This is a genomic window from Candidatus Hydrogenedentota bacterium, assembly GCA_012730045.1.
GTDB lineage: Bacteria > Hydrogenedentota > Hydrogenedentia > Hydrogenedentales > CAITNO01 > JAAYBR01.
This window is the reverse complement of sequence record JAAYBR010000104.1, coordinates 41,673-59,829: the sequence shown is the minus strand read 5'-3', so window position 1 is coordinate 59,829 and position 18,157 is coordinate 41,673. Positions and strand designations below refer to the sequence as shown.

The 18,157-nt window shown below is 69.1% G+C and carries 13 protein-coding genes; 5 read left to right on the top strand and 8 right to left on the bottom strand.

What is annotated here, in order from left to right:
* Positions 1 to 389: 389 nt before the first annotated feature.
* Together GXY15_11075 and GXY15_11070 are read left to right on the top strand one after the other, a co-directional pair.
* Positions 390 to 1,955 carry an acyl CoA:acetate/3-ketoacid CoA transferase gene (locus GXY15_11075; GenBank protein ID NLV41754.1) on the top strand — a complete coding sequence of 522 codons (1,566 nt, stop codon included), beginning with the start codon at positions 390 to 392 and terminating at the stop codon, positions 1,953 to 1,955.
* Between the two features lie 134 nt (positions 1,956 to 2,089).
* Complete coding sequence (locus GXY15_11070; GenBank protein NLV41753.1) at positions 2,090 to 2,545, top strand: hypothetical protein; 456 nt, start codon at positions 2,090 to 2,092, stop codon at positions 2,543 to 2,545.
* 85 nt (positions 2,546 to 2,630) lie between these two features.
* On the opposite strand, the gene GXY15_11065 is transcribed toward GXY15_11070, so the two are convergent.
* Both GXY15_11065 and GXY15_11060 read right to left on the bottom strand, forming a co-directional pair.
* A complete protein-coding gene (locus tag GXY15_11065) occupies positions 2,631 to 3,413 on the bottom strand; it encodes a hypothetical protein (GenBank protein ID NLV41752.1) in 783 nt (260 codons plus the stop codon).
* A 30-nt stretch (positions 3,414 to 3,443) separates the two neighbouring features.
* Positions 3,444 to 5,903 (bottom strand): transporter substrate-binding domain-containing protein, encoded by a 2,460-nt coding sequence (locus tag GXY15_11060; protein ID NLV41751.1) that lies wholly within the window; start codon positions 5,901 to 5,903, stop codon positions 3,444 to 3,446.
* A gap of 162 nt (positions 5,904 to 6,065) precedes the next feature.
* Here GXY15_11060 and GXY15_11055 point away from each other — a divergent pair, with 162 nt between their 5' ends.
* Positions 6,066 to 7,448, top strand: a complete 1,383-nt coding sequence (locus tag GXY15_11055) for a Gfo/Idh/MocA family oxidoreductase (GenBank protein NLV41750.1) — start codon at positions 6,066 to 6,068, stop codon at positions 7,446 to 7,448.
* A 382-nt stretch (positions 7,449 to 7,830) separates the two neighbouring features.
* Here the strand turns inward: GXY15_11055 and GXY15_11050 are convergent, their stop codons facing one another.
* The 3 genes from GXY15_11050 to GXY15_11040 all read right to left on the bottom strand — a co-directional run bounded on the left by GXY15_11050 (position 7,831) and on the right by GXY15_11040 (position 13,322).
* Positions 7,831 to 11,709 carry an SUMF1/EgtB/PvdO family nonheme iron enzyme gene (locus tag GXY15_11050; GenBank protein NLV41749.1) on the bottom strand — a complete coding sequence of 1,293 codons (3,879 nt, stop codon included), beginning with the start codon at positions 11,707 to 11,709 and terminating at the stop codon, positions 7,831 to 7,833.
* Entirely contained in the window at positions 11,702 to 12,718 is a 1,017-nt protein-coding gene (locus tag GXY15_11045) for a Fic family protein (GenBank protein ID NLV41748.1), read from the bottom strand. Before GXY15_11045 ends, GXY15_11050 begins: the two co-directional genes overlap by 8 nt.
* 355 nt (positions 12,719 to 13,073) lie before the next feature.
* Positions 13,074 to 13,322: a DUF1858 domain-containing protein gene (locus GXY15_11040; GenBank protein NLV41747.1), complete on the bottom strand. Its 249-nt coding sequence runs from the start codon at positions 13,320 to 13,322 to the stop codon at positions 13,074 to 13,076.
* Positions 13,323 to 13,468: 146 nt separating this feature from the next.
* On the opposite strand from GXY15_11040, the gene GXY15_11035 reads away from it, so the two are divergent.
* Entirely contained in the window at positions 13,469 to 13,825 is a 357-nt protein-coding gene (locus GXY15_11035) for a Rieske (2Fe-2S) protein (protein ID NLV41746.1), read from the top strand.
* Positions 13,826 to 13,831: 6 nt separating this feature from the next.
* Here the strand turns inward: GXY15_11035 and GXY15_11030 are convergent, their stop codons facing one another.
* From GXY15_11030 to GXY15_11020, 3 genes are read right to left on the bottom strand one after another with little or no spacing between them, the layout of a single operon-like run.
* Positions 13,832 to 14,848, bottom strand: coding sequence for a hypothetical protein (locus tag GXY15_11030; GenBank protein NLV41745.1), 1,017 nt, complete (start codon positions 14,846 to 14,848; stop codon positions 13,832 to 13,834).
* A complete protein-coding gene (gene nth / locus GXY15_11025) occupies positions 14,845 to 15,528 on the bottom strand; it encodes an endonuclease III (GenBank protein NLV41744.1) in 684 nt (227 codons plus the stop codon). Before nth ends, GXY15_11030 begins: the two co-directional genes overlap by 4 nt.
* Entirely contained in the window at positions 15,510 to 17,228 is a 1,719-nt protein-coding gene (locus GXY15_11020; protein ID NLV41743.1) for a histidinol-phosphatase, read from the bottom strand. The genes nth and GXY15_11020 overlap by 19 nt, the downstream gene beginning before the upstream one ends.
* Positions 17,229 to 17,424: 196 nt before the next feature.
* Between GXY15_11020 and GXY15_11015 the strand changes: the two genes are divergently transcribed.
* On the top strand, positions 17,425 to 18,129 hold the full coding sequence (locus tag GXY15_11015) for a hypothetical protein (GenBank protein ID NLV41742.1): 705 nt from the start codon (positions 17,425 to 17,427) through the stop codon (positions 18,127 to 18,129).
* The last annotated feature ends 28 nt before the right edge of the window (positions 18,130 to 18,157 follow it).

Sequence of the window (18,157 nt, the reverse complement as noted above, 5' to 3'; positions counted from 1 at the left end):
TGGCGGCGCATGCGCACCTCACACGCCGCTGAATGCTCTGAGCGGATAAGACGTCATGAGAACCGAAGCCGGGGCGAGAACGAGGTTGCTTCAGTCGCTTCGCTCCTTCGCAATGACGTGCGTTTTCACGGTCATTGCGAGGAGGCCGCCCCGGCCGACGCGGCAATCTCTTGTCGGAACGCCCCAGGTCCTCCGCATCTGATGGGTGAACGGACACTTTTCACGCCGCCGCCCGGGACCGCGCGCTGGCGGCCCACGCGCACATCACGCGCCGCTGACCGCGTCCGGGGTTGCATTCCCCCTTCGAAAACGGGATAATATGCGAAAAACCGGACTGCGCGCGAATGCGGCGCATTCTGCCTGATTCCCCACCCAAGAGGAGAACCGTCATGGCAAGAGTGGTCACAGCGGACGAGGCCGTTGCGCAGATCAAGGACGGGGCGAGCGTGCTGGTGGTGCCGATGCCGTCGGAGGAGGTGTATCCGGCGTTCAACCGTGTCTACGAGGCGACCGGCTCCCCGCGCGACCTGACTTTCGTCTGGGCGGCGGGTCTGGGCCCCTTCAGCCCCGAGCGGAGGGGGATGAACCACCTCGGCTATCCCGGCCTGATGAAGCGGGTGATCGCGGGGCATGTGGGGTTGAACTACGAGGTGGTGAAACTCATCGCCACGAACCAGGTGGAGGCCTACAACATCCCGCAGGGGGTCATGTGCCAGCTCTACCGCGAGATGGCGGCGGGCCGCCCCGGCCTGCTCACCCGCGTGGGACTGGGCACCTTCGTGGACCCGCGCCAGGACGGCGGGCGGCTGAACGAGCGGACCCGCGACTGCGAGGACATTGTGGAGCTGCTGGAGATTGACGGGCGGGAGATGCTGCTGTACAAGCCGCTGAAGGCGGACGTGGGCGTGATCCGCGGCACGGCGGCGGACCCCTCCGGCAACATCACGCTGGACGACGAGGCGATCTGCATGGAGAACCTCGAGGGGGCCATGGCGGTCAAGCAGCAGGGCGGCATCGTCATCGCGCAGGTGGAGAGGCTGCTGGACGGCCCGGCCCGGCCGCACGATGTGCGCGTCCCCGGCATCTTCGTGGACTATGTGGTCGTGGCGCAGTCGCGCCAGGCCCACCCGCACACCCTGTTCGTGGAGCACGACCCCAGCTACACCGGGAAGGCGCGCGTGGACCTCTCGAAGGAGATCGCGCCCATGCCCATGACCTGGGAGAAGGTGCTCTGCCGCCGCGCGGCCTGCGAGCTGCGGCCCGGCCACAAGGTCAACCTCGGCGTGGGCATCCCCATGGGGGTGGCGCAGGTGGCCTATGAGGAGGGGGTGCTGGACGCGATGGTCCTGAACACCGAGGTGGGCGTCATCGGCGGGCTGCCGCAGGGCGGCAAGAACTTCGGCCCGGCGAAGAACCCGTCGGCCTTCATGTCGCAGGCGGCCATGTTTGACTTCTACGACGGCGGCGGGCTCAACCTGACCTGCGTGGGCATGGCCCAGGTGGACCGCGAGGGCAACGTGAACGTGAGCAAGATCGGCCCGAAGATCATCGGGACCGGCGGCTTCGTCAACATCACCCAGGCGACCAAGGAGGTCATCTTCTGCGGCGAGTTCACGGCGGTGGGCGCCGACGTGCAGGTGGCGGACGGCGGGCTGCGCATCGCGCAGGACGGCAAGGTGGCGAAGTTTGTCGAAAAGGTCGAGCAGATCACCTTCAGCGGCCGCTATGCCCGCGAGGAGGGGCACAACGTCCTCTACGTCACCGAGCGGTGCGTGTTCGAACTTGTTCCCGAAGGCCTTATGCTGGTGGAAATCGCCCCCGGCGTGGACCTGGAGCGTGACATCCTCGGCCGCATGGGCTTCCGGCCCCTCGTGTCGCCCGACTTGAAACCCATGGCCGCGGCGCTCTTTGCGGACGGCCCCATGGGCCTCCTGGAGCGGTTTGCCGGCGCCTGAGCCGGGAACCGCGCCCCCCCTGCCAAAAACCCGCGCCCCCCGGGGTTTACCCGCGTGGTGTGTTCTGCTATAATCCGCCCGCTCCGGCCAGCAAGACCGGGGCGGATGAAAATCAGCAGAAAGGATTTCCTGCCGTGCCCATCAAGTACTATTGCCCGAAATGCCACCGTCGTTTCCTGGAGTGGGGCGCGGAGAAGCTCTCGCACAGCTGCCCGAACCCGGACTGCGCGGCGGAGTCCCTTGTGCTCATGGAGTCCACCACGATGGAGGCTCCGGAGAAGCCCAAACTGAAGAAGGTGAAGCGCAAGAAGACCCCGCCCGTGATCCCGATGGGCGACGACTTCGACGTGGACGAGGCAATGGTGGACATGCCCCTCGAGGACGAAGATTTCGAGGACGTCGAGGTGGAGGAGGAGGAAGAGGCGGAGGAGGTCGAAGAGGCCGAAGAGGTGCTGGAGGAAACGGCAGACGACTTCGAGGAGGAGGTGGCCGAGGTGGCGGACGACCTTGAGACCGACGACGGGGACGAGGAGATCGCGGACGATGATCTCAGCGGTGGCGGCCTGCCGCTGGACACCGAGGAGCTCTAAGCCCCGGAAGCCTGAACAAGAACGGCGCCCGGAACGCGCGTGCGCGTTCCGGGCGCCCTTTTCTTCAGGCGGAAAAGCGGATTCCTCAGCCTTCCGGCTTCGCCCCCTCCGGGGGTTCCTTCGGGGCCGACTCTTCGGCCAGGGAGACGCTGACCTTGTCGTACTGGTAGGACACCTCGACAACGGGGGCCGCCTCCTTGAACTCCTTGCGGAAGAAGGCTGCCAGCGTGGCCTCTGCGGGCACGGTGACGGTGATTTTGCGCCGGGGAACCGGAAGCTCGTTCACCGGCCCCTCGAAAACCACGGCGCACTCCATCCGCCGCGCCAGGTCCTCAAGCACTTCAATCAGGTCACGGTCCTCGTACACCAGCGGGGTCTCCGGAACCGCCGTGGTGATCTTCCGGTGGAAGTCCGCGGAAAGCTCCTCGCCGAGCATGACGTCCGATGCGTTGGACGACGTGCCGGCCGGGCTGGGCGCGGCCGCGGCGGCGGGTGCCCCGGAGCGCTCGACGGACATCACCAGCCTGCGGGGAATCTTCATGGGCGGCTGCCCCGGAACGGTCTCCACCTCCACGCTGCTCGGGGTCTCCCGGATCACCCGGCCGCCGCGCAGCTGCTTGCCGTTCTTCAGGGTGATGACATCCCCCTCAATCGGGGTTTCGCTGGAGGGGCTGTCCTCCGCGGGCTCCGCATCTCCGGCGGGCTCCGCATCTCCGGCGGGTTCCGCGGCGTCGGCGTCCGCAGGCTTCGCCTCCGGCGCGTTGGCGGGCGCGTCCGACTCCCTGGCGGGCGCATCCTGCGCCAGAACCACCGCGGGCGCGCACAGCAGCGCGGCCAGTGCAAGAAGGCAAAGGGCATGCAATTTCATGGGGTGCTCCTTTCGAAATCCGCCCCCATTCTAGTGGGGGGGCGGCGGCAAATCAACCGAAACACCCCCCCCTGCGGGGAAGCCCGGGGGACCGGGCTGGGCGGGCGGCAGCGGGAGCAGCAGCTGGACGGTGGTTCCCAGCCCCTCCCCGCTGTGCACGCGCACAGCGCCCTGATGGCCGCGGGCAATACCCAGCACGGCGGAAAGGCCAAGCCCGCGCCCCATGAACTTGGTGGAGAAGAAGGGCTCGAAGATGTGCTCCAACGAGTCGGGAGCCATGCCTTTTCCCGTGTCGGTCACCTCCACCCACGCATACGCGACGCCGGGGCGCGGCGGGGCCGCCCAGACGCCGGCCGCGCCCGCGCCCCGGAACACGAGGGTGCCCGTTCCCACGGAGACCACCCCCCCCGTCCCGGCCAGGGCCTCTGAGGCATTGAGGAGCAGGCTGACCACGGCCTGCCGCAGCTGGGCGGAATCACCCCGCGCGGGCACCGCCTCCGGGGAAATCCGGAAGCGCAGGCGGATTTCCGGCGGCAGCTCCGGCGCCAGCATCCGCGCGGCCTCGCGGGCCACCAGGTTCAGGTCCATGGGCTCTGCGGCGAAGCTTCCCTTTCCCGCGTAGGTGAGCATCTGCCGGCAGAGGGTGGCGGCCTTGCGCGCCGCCGCGCCGATCTCCATCAGCGACTTGTGGGCCGGGTGGTGCGGGGGCACGTCGAGGAGGGCGAGGTCCACGTTGCCGATGACGGCCATGAGCAGGTTGTTGAAGTCGTGGGCGACCCCCCCGGCGAAAAGGGAAAGGCTCTCCAGCCGCCGCGCCTCGCGCATGCGCGCGTCCACCTGCCGCTTGCGCTCCTCCGCCGCCACCACCCCCGTGATGTCCTCCAGGGTGAACACCGCCCCCTCCGCGCCGGTCAGGCGCAGCGGCACGCCGTTGAGCGAAAGGATGCGCTCCCCCGCATCCCCGGCCGCGGGGCGGCACCGGCGGTTCATGAACGGCGCCCCCCCCGCCATGACCCCCCGGGCTGCGGCGGCAAAATCCGCGCCGTCCTCCAGGCGCAGGAGCGGGGACACCTCGTCCAGGAACATGCCCGCCAGCTCCTCCGCCGCCATGCCGAGAAGCTCGGCCGCGCGCCCGTTGGAGAAGACCACCACGCCCGGCGCGTCGGCCGCCAGAATTCCCACCGGACTCGTTCCCGCAATCCCCGCCAGCAGCTCCTGCTGGCGGACCAGTGCCTGCTCCGCGTGGTGCCGGGCCGTCACGTCGCGCAGAATGCACAGGCGCGCGGGGGTCGCCGAGGGGTCCATCCCGATGTCCGTTGCCTCCACAAAGACCTCCCCCCCGTCGGGTCCGGGAATCGCCAGCGACGCCGGCGCCGGCTCCGTCCCCGCCACAGCCGCCTCCCCGCCCGGCACCAGCCGGGAAAACAGCACCCCCTCCAGGGCTGCGGGCGCGTCCCGGTGAAAGAGCCGGGCCGCCGCCGCGTTGGCGAACAGCACGCGGCCCTCCGCGTGCATCAGCATGGCGTCCGGCGCTGATTCGATAAGGGCCCGGTGCTTGCGCTCGCTGGCCGCCAGTTCCGCCGTGTGCGCCGCGACCTGGACCCGCAGGGTGGCGATCCAGAAAAAGGCGGCCAGCAGGACAAGCGCGGCGACCGCCGCCGCGGCGAGGAACTTGGGGAGATGGCGGTCCAGAAAACCCCGGTCGCGCACGCCCAGCCATTTCTCGTAGATGGCCCGGTACTCCCCCGTCGCCTTCAGGATGCGCAGGCCCTCGTTCAGCCGCCCCACCAGGTCCCCGCGCCCCTTCTTCACGGCGAAGCAGAAGGAGGACTCGCTCAGGGTGAACGGGGCCACGTCGAGGTTGGACAGGCCCAGCCGCTCGCACAGGAACAGCCCCTGGTACCGGTTGAGCAGGGCGACATCGTACTCCCCCGCGGCCAGCAGCCGCAGGGCGCCCTCCGGGTCCGGCACGGTGACCACCCGCCTCGCCACGTCCCGCGCGAGAATCCAGTCGTGCATGATCTCCCCCTCCTGCACGATCACCGAGCGGCCGCGCAGCTCCTCGGGCCCCGAAAGGGTGGTTCCCTTCCGGAAGAAGACGCCGTGAATCAGCAGGCTGTGGGGGACACTGAAATCCGCCAGCTCTTCCCGCTGCGGGGAGTAGGCGTAGCCCGTCAGGCCGTCCACCTCCCCCGTCTCCAGCAGATGCCGGGCCTCCCCCCAGGGCAGCAGCCGGATCTCCAGGTCGAAGTTCATCACCCGGGCCACCGCGCGGAGCAGCTCCACCGTGAAGCCCGACGGCGCGCCCCCCTCCAGAAACTCAAAGGGCGGGTAATTGGCGTCCCCCGCAAACACCAGCCGCTCCCCCCGCGCGGGCGCCGCCACGCAGGCCGCCACGCAGAACAGCCCGGCCAGAAGGGGGAAAAGCGCGCGCGAAAAGAAAGGGCCTGGACCCCTCCCCCGGACGCGGTCGAGACTCCCTGACGGCATGCGCTGCGTCTCCGGAACGGTTTTCGGCGCCGCGGCGGACTGCCCGCCGCCCCCTTACTCTAGGGGGGCGCGCGGCGGAATGCAAGCGCGGGGCGTGAACCCGCGCCGCCGCCTGGAATATAGTGGGGGCCCCGGCACGCCGCCGCAACAGGAGACAAGGTAATGGACCCGCACCACCTGACCCGCCGCGCCTTTCTGGCCGCCGCCACCACGACCGCCCTGGCCGCCGCCGCGCCGCGCGTGAACGCCGCGCGCGTGGTGCCGCGAAAACTGTCGCCCAACGAGAAAATGAACATCGCGGGCATCGGCGTGGGCGGCATGGGGCGCGGCAATGTGGACGCGTGCGCCGTGACGGAGAACATCGCCGCCCTGTGCGACGTGGACTTCAAATACGCGGGCGGCACCCTCGCCGCCTACCCGAAGGCGCGCCGCCACACGGACTACCGGAAGATGTTTGACGCCGAGGGCGACCAGATTGACGCGGTGGTCATCGCCACGCCGGACCACACCCACGCCGTCATCGCCATGGAGGCGGTGCGCCGGGGAAAGCACGTTTACTGCCAGAAGCCGCTCACGCACAGCGTCGCCGAAACGCGCGCCCTCACCCTGGCCGCCCGCGAGGCGGGCGTGCAGACGCAGATGGGCAACCAGGGGCACTCCTCCGACGCCATCCGCCGCTGCCGCGAATGGGTGCAGGCCGGGGTCATCGGCCCCATCCGCGAGGTGCACGCGTGGAGCGACCGCCCCGTGGGCGGGGATCCGTGGTCGGACTTCCCGATCATGGCGCGCCCGAAGGAGAAGCCGCCCGTGCCGGACTCGCTGGACTGGGATCTGTGGCTCGGGCCCGCGAAGAAGCGCCCCTACCACCCGGTCTACCACCCCATGTCCTGGCGCGGGTTCGTGGATTTCGGCACCGGGCCCCTCGGCGACATGGGCTGCCACATCCTCGACCCGGCCTTCTGGGCCCTCGACCTCGGGCATCCCGCCAGCGTGCAGGCCACCACGACGCACTACGAGCCGGAGGTCAGCGCGGAGACCTACCCCCGCGCGTGCGTCGTGCGGCACCAGTTCCCCGCCCGGGGCACGATGCCGCCCGTCGCCCTGACCTGGTATGACGGCCGCCTCAGGCCGCCCGTCCCGGACGGCCTGCCCGCCGACTACGACTTTGGCACCAACGGGGCCCTCTTCATCGGCGAGAAGGGATTCATCCGCCACGGCTCCCACGGCGCGGGCGGCGTCCATCTGCTGCCCGAGGCCTTTGCCAAGGAGGCCCCGCAGCCCCCCGAAACCATTCCGCGCATCCCCCAGACCGACGGCGCCCACGAGCGCGACTGGATCCGCGCCTGCAAGACCGGCGAGCCCGCATCGTCAAATTTCGAGTACGGCGGCGCGCTCACGGAGATGGTGCTGCTGGGCGTCGTGGCCGTCCGCCTCCCGGACCGCCGCCTCGAATGGGACGGCGCGGCCCTGCGCGTCACCAACTGCAAAGAGGCCGAGAGGCTCGTGAATCCGCCCTACCGCCGGGGCTGGTCGCTGGAGGGGTAGGGAAGACTCAACGCGGAGACGCGGAGAACGCAGAGGGAGCGAGGCACGCAGACCCGGACGTGTCGCCTGGGAAACGGGGGCTCTCTTCCTCCTTTCGCCGTGGCGGCCCGCAGGCGAGCCTGCGGGAAGAAAGGCGGCAGCAAGCTGCCGCAGTCCAAGGTGCTCCGCACGATGCAGGCCCTGGGTCGGCGTGAACCCCGACTCCCTCTCCAGACTTCCCTTCACCACCGGTTTCGATCCCCGCGCGCGCTTCGCGCGCCTTGGAGTGCGGTAGCTTGCTGCCGCCTTTCTTCGCGCGGGCTTGCCGGCGCGGGGCCAGTTTGCAGCCCCCTTGCCGCCGTCTTTTCCAACCTGACTCTCCGCGCCCTGCGTTGGGTCTTCCCTACTCCTCCGCCACCACACGGAAGCCGACGTCGTGGATGGTCTGCGTCTTTTCGTAGTGGTTGCGGAAGGCGGCGCGGGCGCGCTTGGGGCGGTCGAGCCAGGAGCCGCCCCGGACGACTTTGCGCGTGGTCCCGCCGCCGGCGGGATAGTCTGACGCGGTCCATTCGGCGACGTTCCCGTGCATGTCGTGGAGCCCCCACGGGTTCGCCGCGAAGGTGCCGGCGGGGGCCGACACGCGCCAGTGGTCGTCGAAGCGGGTCTCGGACGCGCGCCACGGCGGGAGCGCCGTGGGCACATGGGGGTAGAACACCGTGTGGTGCGTGGCGTCGGAGAGGTTCTCGCAGGCGCTGAAGTCGCTGTCGTTGGTCCCGTACCAGAGCGGGGTCGTCGTGCCCGCGCGGCAGGCGTACTCCCACTGCTCCTCCGTGGGCAGGGCGAAGCGGCGGCCCGTGCGCGCCGAGAGCCAATCGCAGAAGGCGGCGGCCTGTTCCCAGGACACGCGCACCACAGGCTGCTCCGGACGGTTCAGGGTGAAACCGCGCTCATCGTCGCCGAACTGGTAGGCCTCGCCGGTCTCCAGACCGCTGTCGTGCGCGGGGTCGAAGCGCCGGAACTGCGCGTTGGTGATTTCGCAGCGCCCCATGAGGAAGCCCCGTTCAAAGCGGACCGGGCGCGCGGGCGCCTCGTTGGGCAGGCCGTGGTCCGTTCCCAGGGCGCACTCCCCCGGCGCCACGCGCACCAGCTCCAGCGCCATGCCGTCGCCGAGGTCCACGCGCTCCACTGCGGGGGTTCCGGCGGGTACGGCTGGCGCGGTCACGGGCCCGCCCATGACGAGTTCAGCGGGCGTCTCCGCCGGGGCGGCGGCCTGCTTCTCCAGCACGGGCGCGGGATGGATCGCCTCGGGATCCTCGTCCATCCCGGCATACCGCGCGTGCAGCTCACGCCGCCGCGCCGCGCCCTTAAGCGCCAGGTCATGCTTCTCCGGGATGGACGCGACCCCCTCCTTCCACGTGCCGTGGAAGGGGGCGTTGAGGTCTATCCAGGTGACGAGGCGGTCCCATGCCTCGGGGGAGAGGCTCACGCCGTAATGCCCGTCGCGGAGAATCTGGACGAGGCGGCTGGTGTCCGCGTGGAAGGCCCGCGCGGGGAGCAGGTGCGCGTCGCTCTCCAGCGTGGGCGTGTGCACCCAGCGGCGCAGCTCCATGTAGGACGGCGAGAAGTGCATCTGGAACGCCGAGGGCACCCGCTCCGCCGGTTTGGCCGTGAGGTCGAAGGGGCCGGTGTCCGGGCCGTGGCAGTCCACGCAGTATGCGTCCAGCACGGGCTGGACCTCGCGCTCGAAGGAGAAGCCCCGCTGGGGGCCGTGCCACGGGGCGATGTCGGAGGGCGGACGCCGGAAGGCCTTCGGCTGCATCCCCGGCGCGCTCGTGTTGTTTTGCCGCTCATGGCAGCCCACACAGGACAGGGTCTCACCGGGAACGCCGGTCATCCAGCTCCTCATGAGGGCGAGCGCCTTGCCGTCGGCATCCAGCGGCTGCACGGCGACGGGGGTCATGGCGGGCATGCGGAAATACGCCGAGCCGTCGTCCTCCACGGGCACCGTGCCGACGATCTTCTTCACGTCCCAGGGGCCGTCCAGCCCCACCCGGTCCGGCTCCGCGCCGAGACCGTGGAAGGTGAAGTCGTAGCTGATGAGCCGCAGGGATTTCACGGAGCCCCGGGGCACCCCGGCCAGTCCGGGGCCGACATAGACATCGGCGAGCATGACCTCCGAGGTCTTCTTTTCGGGCTTCACGATGTCGGGGATCACCGGGGGACGCGGCGTCCGGCGCAGGGCGACGGGCTCGAACATCGCCCGGCCCGGCTCCTCGTACAGGAGCGTGAAGTTGTCGAAGACGTCCACCAGGTACACGCCCCAGAGGGCATCCCATGCGGGGCGGCAGGACACGAGGAAGTATTTCTCGCTGAGGGGGTACGGATGCAGGAAGCGGGGCCAGCTCGTGGAGATGAGCCCGTCGAGGATCACGGGCTCCACCTTCTCGCCGAAGCCGGGAATCCGCTGGACCACGCCGTTGGTCTCCGTGCGGCCGAGGGTCGGGTCGAGGATGACCAGCTCCCCCTGGCGGGGCTCGTCGTGGTGGCCGCCGACGATGGTGGCCACCTTCGTCGGGTGGCCCGGCACGGGCCGCGCGAAGAACATGGCCGTCGGCCAGAAGGAGTTGCTGCCGTAGTACTCCATCTGGCGGCTGCCGTCGGGGTTCATGCTGAAGAGCAGGCGCGTGAAGGCGTGGGCGATGTCGGCGTACTCCCAGCGCTGGTAGAGCACCCGCCCGTCGTTCAGCACCGCCGGGCACCAGTTGTGGTCCTGGTCGTTCGTCAGGCGGCGGATGCCGCCGTCAAGCCCGCGCAGGTAGAGGTTGGCCACCTTGGACCGCCCGCCGAGGCAGGGCACGCCGATGATGGGGGCCGTCGAGGTGAACACGATGCGGTCGTCGGGCAGGTAGCACGCGTCGTAGTTGTGGATGTCCGGGGCCTCGATGGTGGACACCCGCGCGCACTGGCCGTCGGCGAGGCGCAGCTCCATGATGTTCCACTTGCCCGTGTCGTCGGGCATGGAAAAGAGCATCCGTTCGGCGTCCCAGTGCAGGTCCAGGTCGCCAAGATACACGTCGGCGGGCGGCGTGTACAGGGTCTCCGGCGCGGCCCCCGGCGTTTTGTAGTCCAGCGAGACCACGGTGTTCTGGTACGCCGCGGGGGGCAGGTCGTCGTTGCCGTAGGAGTTGTGGAGCAGGCCGGGGTTCTCGGCGGAGCGCCGGATCATCAGCAGGCGGTCGAAGTCCAGCAGCGGGTTGGCCAGCAGCGCCTCGCGCTGGAGCGCCGCGAACCGCTCCACGATCCCCGCGTGGGCCTCCGGCCCGCTCCCGGCGGAAAGGGCGCCCTGCTCCGCCTCCAGCACCGCCAGCCGCTCCAGGAACCCCGCGCCGCCGGGATAGGCGTCCGGGAACGACTTCGACAGGTCCTCGACGGCCATGCGCAGGGCGCGCCATTGCTGCTCCGTGACACCGGGCGTTTCGGGGTGCCGCCGCGCGGGGAACTTGGTGCGGATGGCGAAGGGCACCCAGGTGTCCGGCGCGGCCAGATAGGCCAGCAGGTTCGATGTCAGGCGCAGCAGGTTCTCGCGGTGGGGGTTTTCCATGTCCGCATAGTCGGGCCAGCGCCATCCGAAGACGATGAAGCGGCCCTTGCCCACGGTGTACTCCGCCAACGGCCGCTCCACGCCGCGCGGGGTGTTCCCCAGCACCATCGCCGCACCCGGGCCGCCCCAGTAGAAGTCCGCCAGGGCCCGGCACCCGCCCGCGCTCAGCCAGATGCGCCCGTCCTCCAGCGGCAGCCCGGCGAAGGCCGGGTGGGCGGGTTCCTCCGGCACCAGCGCGGCAGGGTCGCGGTAGTTCTCGATGTTCCGCCGCTGCGACCGGATGTAGCTCTCCACGCCGAGATTGTCAATGAGCGCCAGCGCGCCGCCCGACAGCAGCGCGCCGCCGCCGTTTCCAATATAGGACCGGAGGGCGGTGATCGCCGGGCCGCTGTACATGGCGTTGTAAGCGATGGCGTCCCCCTGGTGGTACCAGACCACCTGGAACTCCTCCAGTTTCCGGACCGCGCCCTGCGGGTCCTGAAACTCTCCCGACTCCTGCAACAGCAGCAGCGTGGCGTTCCCCAGCGTCTGCGCCGTCTCCCACGCGCCCCGCTCATGCGGCCCGATTTTCTCCGCCGCGCTCTCGGCGCTCAGGAAGGCGATGTTCAGGGGGGCGGCGGATGCGGCACCTGAAACCGCCAGGAAGAGAGCAACCGCAAGAACAAAGGAGATTCTATTCATTGTCGCGCAACCATCTTTGCCCCCGTTCCGTCAGCCGGTAAGCCTGCGCCGGGCTTCTGGGAGACTCGGGGTCTGTCCGTTCAATCCATCCCCCCGCCAGTGCCGGATCCAGATAGGAGGTCCGGAAAGACGCCCTGTGGGAAAGTTTCAGCGCCGCCATCAGGTCACCTGCCTTCACCTCGCCCCCGCCGAACACCCGCAACAGCCGCGCTACTTGGTCGGTTACTTGGTCGGTTACTTGGTCGGTCGCCACATTGGCCAGGGCCTGGGAAAGCGCCCCGAGCGTGAACATGATAAACGGGGAGGCGTCCCCGGCCCTGTCGGATTCGGCCAGGGCGCGGTAGTAGTCCTCCTGGCATTCATGCACCACCGTTTCAACGGGCAAGTAGGCAAGCAGGGGCCGCCAGCCGCGCAGGAGGAGGGTGTGCCACAGCCTTCCCATGCGCCCGTTGCCATCGTCGAAGGGGTGGATGAACTCCAGCTCGTAGTGCGCGAGACAGGCGACCACCAGCGGATGCTCCTCCGTTCTGGCGATCCACTCCAGGAGATTCCGCACCAGCCCCGGAACCCGGGCCGCGGGCGGGGCCATGTGGACCAGGGTCTTCCCGCGGAACACCCCCACCTTGCCCAGGCGATAGGCCCCGGGACGGTCCACCAGACCGGCCATCAGGATGCCGTGGGCGGCGAGGAGGTCCGCCTCCCGGAAGGGGGCCCACTGCTCCAGGGCCTCATAGGCTTGAAAGGCGTTTTTCACCTCCTGCACCTCGCGGGGCGGCCCCAGCACCCGCCGGCCCGCAATCACGGCGGTGACCTGCTCCAGGGTGAGCGTGTTGGCCTCGATGGCCAGGGAGGCGTGGATGGTGCGGATGCGGTTGTCGCGCCGGAGTTTTGGTGTCAGCGCCTGTTCGGCCAGGGCCGTGTAACGGCCCACCATCTCGCCGATCTCCGCCACCAGGCGAAGCATGGCGGGGGTGAGTGTGTAGGGCGGCTGATAGGGACTCTTGCTCATGGGCCGCAATCCAGACCTGCGTGGGACACCCCGGCGCCGGAAAGCGCCGCATGGTCAAACCATATACCAGCCGGAAACGGCTTCTCAAGAAACGCGGGCACTCGTGCAGGAAAACACCGCGCCGGCCGGTGCGTTGGCGGGAACGAGATGGCTTCACTTCGTTCGCCATGACGGGGGGTAGCGTGTCATTGCGAAGGAGCGCAGCGACCGAAGCCATCTCGTGCCCGCCAACGCCCCGGCCGACGCGGCGACCATTATCGGAACGCCGTCGGCGATTAGGGAGAGAAAACGGCTGGTCCGCGCGGGGCGGGCCAGCCGGAACCATCATTTGATTTGGGCTCTGGAAGCGCCGGGCCTACTGGCCGGCTTCGGGGAGGGGATCTTTTTCCATGATGCCCTCGAGGACCTCGAGGAGCATTTCGACCTCGACGCCGTAGGCGGCGCAGACCTGCTCGATGGTCTCGTAGTGGCTGATGCCGCAGTGGGCGCAGCCGCCGAGGTGGAAGGCGGCGAAGACTTCGGCCACGCGGGGATGCACCGCCATGGCCTCCGCGACCGCCATGTCCGCCCTGAAGTGTTTCGCGCTGTTTTCCGCGTCCGACATGTTTCCGCTCCTTTGGTTTCCGGCTGACGCCGATGCGAAGAAGAACGCGCCCGGGTGGTAGAGTTATTCCGTCCACCGGCGACGGTGCCATTGTACCGGTGTGTGCCGCGCGGCACAACCCGCCGCGCCCCCCCCAGGAGGCTGTCATGGAGTTTGTGCGTGTGGCGAAGGTAGCGGAGTTCACGCCGGGGGTGTCGCGTTCGGTGCGGGTGGTGGGGCGGCATGTGCGGGTGTACATGGATGGGGAGGGCGTGCTGCGGGCGATGGAGAACTGCTGCCGCCACCAGGGGGCCGATTTGTCCGGCGGCCGCCGCGAGGGGAGCGTGGTGGTCTGCCCGCGCCACGGGTGGCGCTACGATTTGGCGACGGGGGCCTGCGTCGGCGGCGACGGGCGCCCGCTGCGGGCGTACCATTGCCGGGTCGAGGGGGAGAACGTGCTGGTTTCGCTGTTTCCGGTACCGGAGGGCGTTTCCGCCGAGACAGGCCGGCCCGGGGTCCCCTGAGGGGCCTCAGACAACGAGCAGGACTTGAAGGGCGACCTCAATGACCAGATGGACGAGCAGGGGGAGGAGCAGGTTGCGCCGCTTGAGGGTCCACCAGGTGGCGATGAGGGAGAAGACGAGCATGCCGGCCGCCTCCAGGGGCGGCTTCTGGAGGTGGTAGAGCGTTTCGCTGAGGGGCACGACCAGCCAGCCGTACTTGGGGAAGTCGGCGGCAACCCTGCGCAGGAGGAAGTAACGGTGGAGGAACTCCCACGCGGGCATCCACGAGACGACCCACAGCAGCCCTCCCCCCAGGAGGAGGAGCCGTTTTGAAAACGCGAGGCCGCGCGGGGCGGCGGGGTAGATTTCGGCGAGCTGGGGCACCAGGCGCACCAGCCCCACGGCGGCGACGGCCAGCACGCAGGCCACGAGGAGCAGGGCGCGGTCGGAGCGTTTCCACCGGTCCAGCCCGAACCAGCCGGTGTCGAGCCGCCACAGGCACAGGAGGAAGGGGATGATGCCCCAGGCGGTCAGTTTGAAGAGGTCGAACTGTTCCAGAAGGGGGGAGTGGAGCCATTGGGTCAGGCCGCGCCCCAGAAAGGGTTGAAGCAGCGCCGCCAGATGCGCCGGCCGCCAGGCGAACACCGCCCAGTTAATGGTGCGCACATCACCCAGGGTGACAAAGGTGTCATAGACCAGCACGACGGCGACATAGGCCACAACGGCGAGAAAAAGATGGGGAACCCGCGCGGCGGGCTGGGGAAGCTCATCGGCGCGTTCCGTTCTCCTCTCCGGGACCCGGGGGGTGCTTCGGGGTATGGGCGCGGGTTGCGCCGGCGGGGCGGGCCGGGGGGAGGCCTTGGGCCTCTTCTCCGCTGCGGGCGTGGCGGGGGACTTCTTCGTCCGGGTGCATTTCGGCTTTTCGGGAGGGGTTTCCCCGGCCACGTCAAAAAGGTCGGGCTGGTGGGGGTCGGCGGGTTTCCGTTTCGCCGGGGAAGCCTTCCGTCCGGGTTTCTTCTTCGCGGGTTCCTTGCCGGGAGTCATGGTGTCTTCGTTTTTCCGGGGGCGGTTTTTCCGACCCCCCGCTTCGGGCACAGAAGATTAATGCGGCATTCGGCGCACTTGGGGGCGCGGGCGGTGCAGACGGCGCGCCCGTGGTAGACCAGGCGGTGCGAGAAAAGGGTCCAGTGCTCCTCCCGCCAGAGCCGCATGAGGTCGCGCTCCACACCCGCCGGATCCTCCCGTTTGGTGAATCCCATGCGGAAGGCGAGACGCTGGCAGTGCGTGTCCACGATGACGGCGGGTTTCCCGTGGCACTCGCCGAGGATCACGTTGGCGATCTTGCGCCCCACGCCGGGCATGCGCAGGAGGGCCTCCATCGTGTCCGGCATCATTCCGCCGTATTCCTCCTCCAGCATGCGGGAAGTCTGACGGATGGATTTCGCCTTCTGGTTAAAAAAACCGCAGGAGTGGATTTCCCGCTCCAGCTCCCCGGCGGGGGCGTTCATGAAGTCGCGGGGGGTGGAGAAGCGGTCAAACAGGGTGCGGCAGACCAGGTTCACGCGCGCGTCGGTGCACTGCGCGGCGAGGATGGTCATGACCAGCAGGTGGAAGGGGCTGCGGTACTCCAGGGTGCAGCGCACGTCGGGATAGCATTCCTCCAGGATGCGGTAAATCTCCTCCGCGCGCCCGCGCTCGGCGGCGGTCACCCTTTTCGGAGGCATTTCAGGAACTCCCCGGCGGGTTTGCAGTTGAGGATGTCCTCGGGCGCCAGCCATCCCTTTCTGGCGATGCCCACGCCGAAGGGGATGTTCCAGAGCCCCGCGGTCTGGTGCGCGTCGGGGCCGATGACAAACTTCACGCCCCGGTCGCGGGCGCGGCGCAGGTGCCGCCAGTCGAGGTCCAGCCGGGACGGGTTGGCGTTGATTTCAATGGCCACCTGGTTGGCGGCGGCGGCGTCCGCCACGGCGTCCAGGTCCAGCAGGTAGCCGGGCCGGTTGAGGAGCACCCGTCCGGTGGGGTGCGCGAGGATCATGGCATGGGGCTGCTCCATCGCGCGGATCACGCGGCGCGTCGCCTCGCGGCGGCTCATGTCCGTTTCCGTGTGGACGGACACGATGACCACGTCGAAGAGGGCGAGGGTGTCGTCGTCATAGTCCAGCGTGCCGTTGACGCGGATTTCCGCCTCGATGCCCTTGAGGATGCGGAACGGGGGAAGCGCCGCGTTGAGCCGGTCTATCTCGGCGTGCTGTTTGAGTACGCGGGCGCGGTCGAGGCCGTTGGCGTAGTCCGCCGACTGGCTGTGGTCCGTGACGGCAATGTACTGGTACCCCAGCTCGCGCGCCGTGCGCGCCATGTCCGGCAGGGTGTCGCGGCCGTCGGACCAGGTGGTGTGGCAGTGCACGATGCCGCGCACATCCCCGGGCGCCACCAGCCGGGGCGTCTTCTTCAGCTCAAACTCGCCGGTGTTCTCCCGCAGTTCGGGCGGGATCCAGGGGAGGCCCAGGGTCCGGTAAAGGGCCTCCTCGTCCCGGCAGGGGACCGGCGTGCCGGACGCATCCAGCAACTGGCTGGTCGTCAGGCGCAGTTCGCGCTTCTCGGCGTGGTAACGGAGCATGGTGTGGTGTCCGCGGGACCCCGTGTGGTGGACGAGGGAGGGGACGAAACGCTCCGGGGGGGTCACATGCAGCACCGCCGGAATGCCGGACTCCATGCGGATTCTCGCCGAGGTGTGGAGGCGGTAGGTGGCCTCGGTGGCCCCCGGCGTTGCGAGGAAGGCGCTCACGAGCGCCCCGGGGTTTTTCGAGGAGGCGACCAGGACGATCTTCTCGGCCAGCTCGCGGCAGCGGCGAACGCGTCCGGCGACAGAACTCTCCCCGTCCTCCCCCGCAGCCCGCAGGTGGCCGAGAATGCGCTCCGCCTCGGCGGAGGCCAGATTGATGCGGTAGCGGCCCTGCCGCTCGTCCAGCGACTGAAGGCTGTTCAGGATGCGGTTCTCCAGCTCCGTGCCAAACCCGTTCATGGCGGCGACCCGTCCCGCCAGGCAGGCCTCGCGGAGCTGCTCCGCCGAGGCGATGCCGTGCTCCACGGAAAGGGTGCGCACCTGGACCGGGTTGAGCACCTCGACATCGAGGAGGTCCAGCACGGTTTCGGGCACGCGCAGGCGCAGGCGCTCCAGCTGCTCGATGCGCCCGCTTTCCAGCCATTCGCGGATGATCCGTTCGGCCGAGGCGCCGATGCCGGTGAGCGCGCGCAGGCGGTTCTCGCGGGCCAGGGTCTCCACGGACTCTGGGCAGGCGAGCAGGAGGTCCGCGGTCCGCAGGAGGGCGCGCACGCGGGCGGACTCGTCGGAGGACAGTTCCAGAAGCCTGCCCATTTGGGTGAAAGCGGCGGCGATGCCCGCGTTTTCCTTGAAATCAGTCAACGGAGGTAGGTGTTCCCATGCGCCCTGTCCGGCGGGTGCCGCGCGCGGGGGGATCCCGCGGCGGCGCGCCGGCCCATCATACCAGAATCCCCCCCCGGGCCCGCACCCGTTTTTCGGGGTTGGAATTGTATCCCCCCCGGAGGCTGTGGTAGCATTGGCTCCGAGGAGATTCGGTCAAAACAAGAGGAATATTGCGATGGGAAAGCATCTTCTGGTTGGTCTGGCGTGCATGCTTCTGCTTCTTGCGGCCGCGCCGGGTTGCGCGCCCGAGCCGCCCCCGCCGCCGCCGCCGGAGACGCCGCCGCCCCCGCCGGAACCCACCCCCGAGGAGCATCACGCGACCATGAAGGGAAACCTGAGCGCGCTGTTCGCCGAGGGGGGGATGGGGTCCGATGCCGCAGCCGCTCTGGTCGCCAGTTTCAACGGCATGAAGATGCAGATGTCGGCGACGGACAACGGCCGCGCCGCCCTGGGCATGATCCAGCGGGACATTGAGGACGGCATCCGCAGTTTCCGGCAGGACAACCGCTGGGTCAAGGTGAAGGCCTGCTGCGAGCTGTACAAGATTCTCCAGCCCGAAAGCGACCGCTACGCCAAGGCCGAGCGCGACGCCGAGCTGATGATGGCCCGGCCGAGCGTGGTGGTGACGGGGTTCATGAAGTCGGGCAGCGAAATCTACTCGTTCCTGTCGGTGACCAACCCCGAAACCCAGCAGGAGGAGACCTTCAAGATTCGCGAGGGCGAGGAGTTCTACCGGCCCGCGAAGGTGGGTTCCCAGGAGAACGACCAGGACCTGCTGCGCCTGGTCCGGATTATCGGCGACCAGCAGTCCGTGGAGCTGGAGTACAAGCCCGTCAACTTCCTGTGGGAGTGTCCCGGACCCAGGAAGCGCCAGAGTTGACCCCCCCTCCGGGACGGACAAAGCGCGA